Here is a 12599-nt window from a genome sequence, read left to right on the forward strand (position 1 = left end):
ATAAAGAACCCGTAACCATTCGAATCAAAAAAGGTGTATATAAGGAAAAACTCTTGCTGGATTCCACCCAGCATCACGTAACCCTGATCGGCGAAAATGCCCAAACCACGATTTTAACGTTCGATGATTACAACGGAAAAATCAGCCCTTCGGGGAAGCCCTTCCGAACTTTTGATTCGAGTAGTTTTACGATCAAAGCCAACGATTTTCGGGCCGAAAATCTCAGTTTTGCCAACAGCTCTGGCCCCGTAGGTCAGGCCGTGGCGGTATTCGTTCCCGGCGACCGGGCGGTGTTTATCAACTGCCGTTTTCTGGGTTTTCAGGACACGTTGTACCTGGGGATGCCGGGTCAATACGGACGGCAGTATTACCAGAACTGTTACATCGAAGGTACCATCGATTTCATTTTTGGTTCGGCGACGGCGGTATTTGATCACTGTACCATTCACAGCAAACCAAATGGACCTTACGTAACGGCAGCCTCTACGCCGGAAGGTAAACCCTATGGCTTGGTATTTCTGCATTGCGAACTCACGGGCGACGATCCGGCGGGTACCGTCTACCTGGGAAGGCCCTGGCGGGATTACGCAAAAACGGTTTATCTGTCCTGCAAGTTAGGGAAACACATTCGGACAGAAGGCTGGCACGATTGGGATAAACCGCAGGCCCGGCAGACAGTCGATTACGCTGAATACGCTTCCAAAGGACCGGGAGCTAACCCGAAACGTCGCGTTGCGTGGGCCAGGCAGCTTTCGAAAACAGAAGCCGAATCCTATCAGATTCCAACGATTCTGGCGGGTGAGGATCATTGGAATCCCTTAACCACCGATAAACGATGAGCCGGTATCTTTTGCTTTTGCTGAGTATTCTCTTCGCTAGAACGAGTTGGGCTCAGCTGGGTCCTACGGGTGGTCGGGATACCAGCTTTAGTATCGCAGGTTCTTTCACCCGAGAGCTAAAATACCATCCCGAACTACAACTAGCTCGTCCGGTTTTGCCCGCAAACGTTCGTAAAACGGCCGCTCAGACGTACAAACGTACCCCTGCGGGGCGGGAACTGCAACTTGAGGTATTTCAACCCACTTCCAGGAAACTTCGACCAGCCATTCTAATGATTCACGGAGGTGGTTGGCGGTCGGGCGACCGTTCGCATAACTACACCCTGGCCGGACAACTGGCCGCTCGGGGATACGTATCCATAACGGCCGACTACCGTTTATCGACCGAAGCGTTGTATCCTGCCGCCGTGCATGACTTGAAAACAGCAATACGATGGATTCGCCGTAACGCCAAAAGCTACGCGATTGATTCACGGAAAATTGCCGTACTCGGTTTTTCGGCGGGTGGGCAACTGGCAGCGTTGATCGGCACTACCAACCGTAACGCCGCCTTTGATGCCTCGGGTGCTTCGGATTCGAGTAGTGTTCAGGCCATTGTCGATCTGGATGGAATCCTGGCTTTCATTCATCCGGAGTCGGGCGAAGGGGATGATTCGAAGTCTACCTCGGCGGCTACCTACTGGTTTGGTTATTCGAAAACGGAAAAACCGGAGTTGTGGAAACAGGGGTCGGCTTTAACGCACGTGGGAGCTGAAACCCCGCCGACGCTCTTTTTGAACAGCTCAGTAGCCCGAATGCACGCCGGACGGGATGACTTTATCGCCGTCCTCAACCAGCACGGCATTTACTCCGAGGTACATACGTTTGAAAAGGCTCCGCATACCTTTCTGTTTTTCGAACCCTGGTTCACGCCAACGCTGGCTTATATTGATGGCTTTCTGCGACGGGTATTTTCCTCTTCTAACTAATCTAATGAAACGAATTCTGATTTTTGCCTTTCTGTACCTGCTGGCCTACCTAAGTCAGGCCCAAACCGTAACCTACCCAAGCTCCTTTACCGTAGCTCCCGACGGCAGTGGAGATTTTAAAACCATTCAGGAGGCCGTCAATTCCTTTCGCGATCATTCGCAGATACGGGTCAGGCTGTTCGTTAAAAATGGTGTTTACGCCGAAAAACTCGTGATTCCTTCCTGGAAACCGAACATTCACATCCAGGGCGAAAGTAGGGAAGGAGTGATCATTACGGGGGATGATTTCTCGGGTAAAGCGTATCCGGGTGGTAAAGACGCCACGGGGAAGGATAAATTCAGTACCTATACTTCCTATACGGTGCTGGTGGATGCTCCCGACATTATCCTGGAAAATCTGACGATTCGTAATACTGCTGGTCGGGTAGGACAGGCCGTAGCCCTGCACGTAGAGGGCGATCGATTTATCTGCCGAAACTGCGTGTTGCTGGGAAATCAGGATACGCTGTATGCCGCCCGTGAAGGAACTCGTCAGTATTATCTGAATTGTCAGATTGAGGGAACGACGGACTTCATTTTTGGTAAGTGCATGGCCGTTTTTCAGAACTGTACGATCAAAAGTCTGTCGGATTCGTATATCACCGCCGCTGCCACACCTGCCTATCAAACGTACGGGTTTACGTTTCTGGATTGTACCTTAACCGCCGATCCGTCGGCTACGAAAGTATACCTGGGCCGTCCCTGGCGACCGCAGGCGAAGACGATCTTTATCCGTACGGAAATGGGCGTGCATATTTTGCCCGTAGGTTGGGATAACTGGCGAAACCCGGAAAACGAGCAGACGGTGCTCTACGCTGAATTTCAGAGCCGGGGACCGGGAGCCCGAACCACAGAACGGGCGAAATGGTCGAAACAGTTAACGGCAGCTCAGGCAAAGACTTATACAGCGGAACGAATCCTGGCGGGAGGAGATGGGTGGAAACCCTGATGATTGGGGATGACTTGGTATCCTAGGGTCCTGTTTTCCCGCAAGCCATGCGGGGCTATTCACGTTGAACCCCTTCGGGGTTATGAAGGTTGACTCAGTGCAAAATTCATTGGTAAAGATATTTTAATTTATTGACGTATATTCAATAGAGTTAGTGTATGGCAAATGATTCGTCCGCTTAATCAGATTAAGCGAACGAATCGTTTCATGCCAGCAAAACCAGTCTCGGATGACAAACATTTCTACTTTAACGCAGAAGCCTTCGCCCCATTGGCAAAGACGGTTTGGTTTGTTTGAAAGTCCGTTTTTTGTACGCGAATATCTTGACTACGTTCACCATTTACCGAAAATAGAATGGGCATTTTGCCCGCGTATTCTACCGAATTAAAAGTAAGTTTTTGACTATTTTCAATGAAAACGAGCGGCTCGCTTGTGGCCGTAACCAGTTCCACCTGCTCAAGGCTAATTCCGCGAGTGTCAATAAGTTCAACGCCGCGTTCGGTTTCCAGAATTAGGTTTTTCATACGTACCTGCTGAATGGGCATTTCGGGCAATCCACGAACGAAAACACCCTTTTTAGCTCCCTGACACACGACATTTTCAAAGACCATGTTTCTAAAAATGGGCGTACCTTCATTGACAACAGGCCGCTCGTCGCGAGGGCTGTCGGTCGCGAATTTCACGAAGTAGTACATGTCAAAAAAGATGGCTTCCTGAGCAATGTCTTTCATAAAAATGTTACGGGCGTAGATATGTTCAACCACGCCGCCCCGACCCCGTACGGATTTGAACCGCAGGCCTTTATCCGTTCCCATGAAGGTACAGTTGGATACAAACAGATACCGGGCTCCGCCGCTCATTTCACTGCCTACCACAAAACCGCCGTGACCATTATAAACGACATTGTTACGGATGATTCCGTTTTCGGTTGGAACACCGCGTTTGCGACCTTCTTCGTCTTTGCCCGATTTGATGCAAATGGCGTCATCACCTACGTCGAGCGAGCAATCTTCTACGAGAAAATTTTTGCAGGATTCAATGTCCATACCGTCGCCATTATGGGCATATTCCGGGTTTTTAACGGTTAATTTACGGAGCGTCAGGTGCTGGCAAAGGAGCGGATGCAGGCACCAAGCCGGAGAATTCTGGAAGGTCAGCCCTTCGAGTAATACCTTTTTGCATCGCAATAGCACCACCAGATTGGGACGTAGAAAATCCTTCATGTCGGCAAACTCGGAAAGAGACTTATCCGGCGTTAGTAACATGCTTTTGTTTTCCTTACTGGCCGTTTTAAAAGCGATACTTGGATACCAGGTCTTCTGATCATCGCTCAAAACGCCGCCCGAAGCCACTTTTTCCTTCCATTGCGTATCGGTCAGCTGACGCTGGTGCACGGCTCGCCAGACATCGCCGTTACCATCCACGATACCCTCTCCCGTCAGTGCCACATTTTCCAGGTCCATACCGGAAATGGGCGACTGATTGCGGGCAGCGGCTTTGCCTTCGTAAAAACCTTCGACTAGAGCGTATTGAGATTTATCGGGCGTGAAAAGCAGCGTCGCGGCTTTTTTTAGATGCAGATTGACGTTGCTTTTCAGAATGACCGGACCACTCATCCACAAACCCGCTGGAATTACGACAACCCCACCCCCTTTTTGGCTACACTCGGTAATGGCCCGGTTGATGGCTTTCGTGTTCAGCGTCAGACCATCGCCTTTGGCTCCGTAGGAAGTAATCAGAAAGGTATCGGCTCGAAAGCGGGGCTGGTCGACCACGGGTAGATTCTCCCAACTATAGGTCTGCTGAGCCTGAGCGAAGAACGGCTGTAGTAATAAACCTAAATTGGCCAACCGGAGTAAAAAAGGAATTCGCAACATAGCTGAAAAATTAGCCTTTAGGCCTTTTGACTATACAGAAAAAAACGCCTAAAGGCGTCTGCGTAATGGGTAGTTCTCGCCGGCAACATCAAAAGAATTCAGTACAAAATGGGTAAGCCAGCGATACTTACTTCAGGCGGATGAAGCAAATGGGGGGCTATTATCCGTCGGTACTGGCGAGCGTACTATGCGTCATGGCTTAGTTGAAAGAAAGACGCTAGAGGGATTAGCTGGCCCTTAGTTTATTGCTGCTTCAGAGCGTCTATTTCAGCTTTCTGGGGCATTTTGCTTAGATGTATTTGTAAAAAAGATGGTTTATTGTATCCAAGAACAGTACTGTTTTCGTCCCGCTGAGACGGCTGGTTTTTCAGTCCGTATGCAATCCATGCGGGGCATCCCATGCCGGCACGCCCGCCGCTGACTTCCTCTTGCTCAATGCCACCGCATTGCTGAGGAAGTAGGCGGCTTATCGCGATAGGACGGGGATCGGCTTTATGCCGTCCATGAAGGTATTTGATTTGGTTCTAACAACTGGCAACAAACAACTATCAACTTTCAAAAGATGTCAGAAGAAGAAAACCTCCCCCGCCCGTGAGCAACGGAACGACCTACGACAGCCTCAACGCGGTGGCCCTGAGCAGGCTGTCGTTAGTCGTGGAGAGGTTCATGGGCTACTAGCCAGCCTTGCTTACAGAACCAAACTCGGTTTAGGTTAATTACGAGTTTTAAATGAATAAATCTCTCTATACGAAGATTGCTAGTTATGGAATGGACATCGGTTAATAGTCCAGCTGTATTGTTGGAGCGAAATTCCTTATACTCCAGGCGGTATAAAAAACCATGGTTTTGAGCAGCTGCTTAACCAGCTATAGCTCACTTTACTACCTGCAGAGCGTACGAAGACAAAATAAATTATCCAGTAAAAAATAAATTTTTTACTGGATAAGTCACATGGATTTCGTCTGTCTACCGAAGGGTCTTTCGATCCCCACCTTCTCACCGTATTCCTAATACGACTTCAGAACTACGCTGATTATGAACAAACACGTACCTACTTGCCGCAGGTTGTACGAGTACCTGCTGGCTTGCACCATTGGTTTTTTCCTGTTACTGGGCCTGAGCGTTCAAGCTCAGACCTCCAGGACCCTCACGGGTACCGTCACGGATGAAACGGGAGCCACCTTACCCGGCGTGAGCATTCTCCGAAAAGGCTCGCAGCAGGGAACAACTACCAACGAAGAGGGAAAGTATCGACTCACCTTTAGTGAAGAAGCAGCTACCCTCATTTTTTCTTACGTGGGCTATACACCGCAGGAAGTGGCTGTAGGAGCCGGATCGGTACTGGACGTCGTACTGAAAGCTGATTCCAAAGCTCTTTCGGAAGTGGTCGTTGTGGGTTACGGTACCCAGAAAAAAGCGGAGGTAGCCACCGCCGTAGGTAGTATTGAAGGAAAAACGATCGCCGATCGGGGTACGGTAAGTCCGCTCCAAGGGGCTCAGGGTCAGATTGCCGGGGTGGATATTTCCGCCGGATCGGGTCGGGCCGGAGCGAGCTATTCCGTGCAGATTCGGGGCCAGAATTCGCTGGCAGGTGGTCAGCCGCTGTACGTAGTAGACGGCGTTATCGTTCCTGACATCAACTTTCTCAACCCGCAGGATATTGCCAAGATGGACGTATTGAAAGACGCCGCCTCAACGGCTATTTACGGTTCACGGGGTTCCAACGGGGTAATTCTGGTGACGACCAAAGGCGGTTCAAGTGCCAAAGGTCGCACGACGATTTCCTATGACGGTTACGTGGGAATTCGGGAAGTAGCCCGGATGCCACACTTTATGAGCGGTCCTGAATGGTGGGAATACCGGCAAAACACCTTTATTTCTCCCGAACTCATTGCCGGACGTACCAACTACGACAACACCATCGGTAGCCTGGGAAACCCAGTGGTACAACAACGCGTAGCCAATGGCGATTATACCAACTGGCGGGATTTAGTACTGCGGACGGGTACGCAAATGAACCATTGGCTAACCATTTCTGGAGCGAGTGAAAAGAATACCGTGCAGTATTTGATTGGTGCAGGTTACCAGAAAGAAAAAGGTAACCTTTTGCAGGAAGGCCTGGATCGCTACAACTTCAAAGCCAGCGTGGATGGTCGGATGAATGACCACTGGTCGGCCGGCATGAGCGTGAACTTCTCGCTTTCGGACATTGAGCGGGGTAGCGATGATGCCGTCCGGAATGCCTTCAACATGGCTCCGATCTTCAGCCCCTACGATGCGAATGGTAATCTGATGTTCCGGCCCGGACAGATTCCAGTACCCAATTCCACGACCATTTCGAGCTTTACCAGTACGGTAAACCCTTTGCTGGAAATTCCGAATACAGAGAATAATACTCGCCGCTTGTTCGGAGTTGGAAATCTCTATTTGCAGTATGCGTTGAATGACTGGCTGGAACTACGCTCGACGTTTTCGCCGAGTGTAAACTTCGAGCGGAACGGTCGGTACTGGGGTTCCCTGACCGGCGTAGGCGATGGCCTTTTACCCGATGCTCAGCGTTCTAATGCCCAGTCGCTTTCCTACATATTCGACAACATTGCGACCATTCGTAAAAACTTCGGCGATCACCGCTTTACGTTCACGGGTCTGTTCAGTATGCAGAAGGACCGCTTCGAAGGCGATGGACTACGGGTGAATGATCTGCCCTTTAACTCTTCGTACTACAACCTGGGTTCTTCTACAAATCGTCAATCGGGCACGAGTTACTTCCGGCAGGTGTCGATTCTTTCCTACATGGCCCGTGTGAATTACGTCTTCAAAGATCGCTATTTCGCGACGCTGGCTACCCGTTGGGATGGTTCGTCCAAGCTGGCTGAGGGACATAAGTGGTCTACATTCCCTTCACTGGCGGTGGGTTGGCAGTTGTCGGAAGAAAACTTCCTGAAATCAGCCAACTTCATCTCGGATTTGAAACTCCGCGTGAGTGCCGGTATTGCAGGAAACAACAACAATATTAGTGCGTACGAAAGCCAGATGAACCTGAGCGACCCCACCTTCTACGATTACGGCGGAACGGTTGCTCTGGGATACGGTCCCAGCCGACTGCCTAACCCGGGCCTGACTTGGGAGCGTACCCGCGAGCTAGATTTTGGTCTAGACTACGGATTCTTCAACGGTCGGATTTCCGGTACGTTGGATGTCTACAACAAGCTTTCACGGGGTATTTTGATGAATCGTGATATTCCCATTGAAACGGGCTGGTCGTCCATTAAAGACAACGTAGGATCGGTACGGAATAAGGGCATCGAGTTTTCGTTACGGACCGTGAACGTCTCGACGAAAAACTTTACTTGGTCAACCTCCTTCAACTTCGCCCGGAACAAAAACGAAATTGTCGATCTGCTGGATAAGAAAGAAGATTTGGTGGGGAACTGGTGGTTTATCGGCCGGCCCATCAACGTGAATTACACCTACGTGTCTGATGGCATCTGGCAGGAAAGTGAACGCGAACAGGCTTTGAAGTATGGGCAGTTACCGGGTCAGGCTCGCGTCAAGGATTTGAATAACGACGGCAAAATCAGTAGTGCAGACGACCGAGCCATCATTGGTCAGAAAGACCCGAAATGGACGGGAGGCTTTTCGACGCAGTTTACGTACAAAAACTTTGATTTGTCGGCGTCGATGTTTGCCCGCCAGGGAGCCCAGGTGTACAGTGCTTTCCACAGCATTTTCTTAAACTACTCCGATCGCGGTACGAACAAAATCTACGAAGACTACTACATGGCCGATAATAAGGTGACGCCTTCCCGGGTATCCAACACTTATCCCATGCCGAATAACATCGGTCCCTACTGGACGGGCGTATCCGGCGTTGGCTATTACAAAGATGTATCCTTTGTGAAAGTTCAGAATATCGTATTGGGCTACACATTACCGACAACGCTGGTAGATAAAATCGGTGTGAAAAGCCTGCGGGTGTATGCTAACGTGCTGAACCCGTTTGTCTGGACGAAGTACAATGGCTTTGATCCCGAATACGCCAGTGGTATTGATCCGACCACGACCTCCAACGTGTCGAACACCACCACGGGTAATATCAACAACACGGGTCCGAGCACCATTACGTACCAATTTGGTCTGAACCTCAAATTTTAAACGACCATGAAATCCATAAAAGTAGCCGCCCTCCTGATTGGTCTGATGCTGACGGCTGGCGGGTGTAATGATTTTCTGAAGGAAGAAAATAAATCGAATATGGTGTCCGACGAGTACTACGCTACTTCGGAAGGATACGAAAAACTCATCAACGCGGCGTACTCGTCCATGCGATCGGTGTACAGTCAGCCCTGGGTATTTTGTGCGGGAACGGACATGTACGTGGAGGGCCGTAGCCAGCAGCCCGTGGGCCTGAGCGAATACCAGAACCTGATTCCGGATGATGGGGAAGTGTTGAACTTTTACACCAACGTTTACCAGTCCATTCAGGTGTGTAATACGGCTCTGTACTTCAACGATAAAACGGCTTCAACGTCAACGCTGGCGAACCGCAAGGGAGAAATCCAGTTTTTGCGGGCTTACGATTACTTCCTGCTCGTACAAACCTTCGGTGGCGTAGCTTTGGTGACAGACCGCTTTACGCAACCGGTGGAATCCTTCTCGCGGGCCTCGGCTCAGGAGGTGTACGCTTTTATCATCAAGGAAATGACCGAAGCCCTGGAACTGGTACCCGAAACGACACCTAATTTTGGTCGCGTTACCAAGCGGGCCGTTCGACACATGCTGGCTAAAATTCACCTGACGCGGGGCTACGAAAGCTTTGGAACGGCGGATGACTTTAAAACGGCGGCGACCTACGCGGATGCGGCGATTCAGGGCCAAGGGCTGACGCTTTCCTTTGAGGACGTATTTTTCCCCGGTAACGAAAAGAATGCCGAAATTCTTTTCTCCATTCAATGGGATGCCGCTTCGCTACCCACGGCTAACTCGGGCGGAAATACGCAGTCGGCCTATTTCGGACCGTACTTCGGCGGTCAGGGTGGGGTAGAGGGCTATCCGTATCGAACCTATACCCTGTGCCCAACGATGTATACGTTCGATCTGTTTACGGAAACGGATGCTCGGTTCGACGCGACCTTCATGATTCAGTTCTACCAGCGGTATTACGATTACTATACGCGTCGGACGGAACGTAATCAGTTGAACGTGAAGTACTATTATCCGCCCAAGTGGGCCAACAGTCCCGCCGCTATTGCAGCCTGGAAAGCCGCCGACCCTACTCGCCGGAACAACGCCGTAGTGTATCCGTATTCAGGAACGCTCTGGGAGGCCAGCCGCACGGTCGTACTGGATAATTACACGCCTTCCGTGAAAAAATTCGACGATCCCTCGGCCCAATTTGGTAGCAATACCAGTACGCGGGATCTGTTCGTGGCCCGTCTCGGAGAAACGTACCTGCTGGCTGCGGAAGCGTACTTTAAAATGGGTAATCTGGCTCTGGCCGCGGACCGCATCAACGTGGTACGCAAACGGGCCGCTAAATCAGGAGCTGAAACCAGTATGCAAATTCAGTCTTCGGACGTAACCCTTGATTTTATTCTGGATGAACGGGGTCGTGAGCTGGTGGGTGAGTACCACCGCTGGTTCGATCTGAAACGGACGGGTACCCTCATGACCCGGGCCCGGATGTACAACAAGGACGTTCGGAAGTGGTTTGATAACGGCATCAATCCGTTTATGGGGGCTGGCAATCAACCGAAACTACTGCGACCCATTCCGACACGGGCTCTGGATCTAAACCAAGGAGCCTTTGCTCAGAATCCGGGATACTAAATTTGCTTTCATGGATTCGAACCGATGCCCTACTTTTCCTACATGAGTTCTTTGGGAAAAGTAGGGCATCGTCATTTCTGTATCTTGCCACAGGAGGACAGCTGAACCGTATAAAATCCTCAATACGAAACCATTCATTTAAAACACATGCGGAAATCAGCCTGGCCGATTGTTCTTATAGGAATTGCCTTTTTCCTGACTGGAAACGGTTTTTCGCAGAATCCTTATCCCGTGTATGATGCGGTGCTGAAGCGTTTGAAAGAACACAGAAAGGTATCCTTTTTCCTCATCTCAGACCATACTACGACTCGTGATCTTCAAGAAGTCAACCTACGTAATCCCGAGCAACACGTACTGAATCCCAGTCAACTTAAAAACATTCGAACGCCGGAATGGCAATCATTTTTAAATACGATACAGGTCGACACGTTGACCCGTAAGAAGCTTGAACATCGGTTCAAAAGTCGGGTTCGGTTTGTTTCCGAGGTAAGGGATTACTATCACAAGGGTGATACGAGTCCCTGGCGACTGCCCCGGAACAAATACAGAAATGTGTATGGTATCGTGTGGCTTTCGCCCGTCATTTTTTCGAGTGATTTCACACGGGCCATTTGTACCCTCAATACATTCCAAAACCCGGAATCGGCCAGTTCGATGCTATTTTTTCTAGAAAAACGCGGTTCATCCTCATGGCAACTGGTTGATAGTATCTTACTAAGTATATCTTAAGTAGAGCTACTCGGTGATGCGGGTATATGTCAGAATCAGCCTCCTATAGGCCGTACTCTTTAGCTAATAAAATTGAAAAATGAGCTGGGAGTATCGTATGAAAAAAGCCTATCCGTATGAACGAATAGGCTTTGTACTGCATGCTCAGTCGTCCAAGCCGCCACTTATCTGACTGATATAGCGACCCGAAAATACTAAGCCCGAATGGATGAAGCCGTATGTTTTGAAGGGCAGGCGGCGATTCAACTCGATTTTAGGGCAAATTTGTAACTGAAGCGGTCACTCAAGCTATTAAATCTTTCCTTAGACCAGTGCATGAACTGTTGAATAGTCACGCTTCACGCGGCTTACAGAATCCCACAAGAACGAGCGGGTAACGGATTTTGGAAGCTCAAAACAACATTCGCCAAGGCACCTGCTTACGTTTTAACACTACTTTCTCCTTCCAATTTAATCAAGCGAGCCTTTACGTGAGCCGGAGTAGTATCAAGAGCTGGTATAAGTCTGCCGCTTTCCTTTGTATTCGTTTGAAAAGGGAAGTTGTTTTCCTATAATCTCCTTTTACCTATTAACTGATATTTATCAAACTAGCCCTTAATCAATCTATAAAAAGAATAGAATGGATAAGTCAAAACCCTACGAAGGAAATGAGCAATTCTTCTTTTACCAAAAAATGATCCATAAAGACTGACTAGTGAGTAAAGATTAAGATATTGGAGAGTCTAATAGACACGTTTACTTGTTTTATGTTTTAATGAGTATAGGTTTCTATAGAATCTATAAAATAAAATACAGATGAATGATTGAAAGTCATATGTAATGTTTTGATAATTTTGAGATAAAAAGATCTATAAATATAAATATCTTGATTTTAGTTAGAGTAAAGGTATTTCTATCCTCTGCTACTCAGTAAGGCTATTTTTTCAACTATTCCAGCTAGAGCATTGGTTATGTAGTAGTAATACTATATAACTATTCAACTATTACTATTTATACTGAAATTAATAAATGATAGGTTTGTTGCGTCAAAGTGACAAAGTACTAAGCCCCATCTCTTTTACAAATTCATACGTTTAAACCGCTACTTATGGATTCTGTCCACCTTGCTTACCCGTGTTCAATAGCTGCTAAAGCTATGTCTTCAATTCGTTTTATTCATTCGCTTTTCGACTGAAACCCTCAGTAGACCTCCCTTAAAAGAAGTAAACATTTTTGCTAGGCTCCCGCTACTACAAGCGGTGAATCGACGTATTCTCTATTGACTTCAATTAGAATCTCTCATTCGTATGCATAGGACTTGAAATAAAAGTCCACAAACGCTCCCGTTTTCCTATATCCTTAGCTCTAAAGATCACGCTCCCCGTAATCT

7 protein-coding genes are annotated in these 12599 nt (G+C 48.7%); 6 read left to right on the forward strand and 1 reads right to left on the reverse strand.

Features of this window, described 5'->3' with window-relative positions; translation table 11 throughout:
• From ACOJTG_RS02295 to ACOJTG_RS02305, 3 genes are all read left to right on the forward strand, one after another.
• The coding region (locus tag ACOJTG_RS02295; protein ID WP_420152321.1) for a pectinesterase family protein at positions 1–839 on the forward strand (839 nt) is incomplete at its 5' end.
• Positions 836–1807 (forward strand): alpha/beta hydrolase fold domain-containing protein, encoded by a 972-nt coding sequence (locus ACOJTG_RS02300; protein ID WP_420152322.1) that lies wholly within the window; start codon positions 836–838, stop codon positions 1805–1807. The genes ACOJTG_RS02295 and ACOJTG_RS02300, both read left to right, overlap by 4 nt.
• 4 nt (positions 1808–1811) lie before the next feature.
• Positions 1812–2795 carry a pectinesterase family protein gene (locus ACOJTG_RS02305; protein WP_420152323.1) on the forward strand — a complete coding sequence of 328 codons (984 nt, stop codon included), beginning with the start codon at positions 1812–1814 and terminating at the stop codon, positions 2793–2795.
• A 242-nt stretch (positions 2796–3037) separates the two neighbouring features.
• Here the strand turns inward: ACOJTG_RS02305 and ACOJTG_RS02310 are convergent, their stop codons facing one another.
• A complete protein-coding gene (locus ACOJTG_RS02310; RefSeq protein WP_420152324.1) occupies positions 3038–4672 on the reverse strand; it encodes a glycoside hydrolase family 28 protein in 1635 nt (544 codons plus the stop codon).
• Positions 4673–5707: 1035 nt separating this feature from the next.
• On the opposite strand from ACOJTG_RS02310, the gene ACOJTG_RS02315 reads away from it, so the two are divergent.
• From ACOJTG_RS02315 to ACOJTG_RS02325, 3 genes are all read left to right on the forward strand, one after another.
• Positions 5708–8827: a SusC/RagA family TonB-linked outer membrane protein gene (locus tag ACOJTG_RS02315; protein ID WP_420152325.1), complete on the forward strand. Its 3120-nt coding sequence runs from the start codon at positions 5708–5710 to the stop codon at positions 8825–8827.
• Positions 8828–8833: 6 nt separating this feature from the next.
• Positions 8834–10501 carry a RagB/SusD family nutrient uptake outer membrane protein gene (locus ACOJTG_RS02320; protein WP_420152326.1) on the forward strand — a complete coding sequence of 556 codons (1668 nt, stop codon included), beginning with the start codon at positions 8834–8836 and terminating at the stop codon, positions 10499–10501.
• Between the two features lie 147 nt (positions 10502–10648).
• The gene (locus ACOJTG_RS02325; protein ID WP_420152327.1) at positions 10649–11230 is read left to right on the forward strand and encodes a hypothetical protein; all 582 of its coding nucleotides are present in this window, start codon (positions 10649–10651) and stop codon (positions 11228–11230) included.
• The last annotated feature ends 1369 nt before the right edge of the window (positions 11231–12599 follow it).

It is taken from the genome of Siphonobacter sp. (assembly GCF_048595215.1).
Classification (GTDB): domain Bacteria; phylum Bacteroidota; class Bacteroidia; order Cytophagales; family Spirosomataceae; genus Siphonobacter.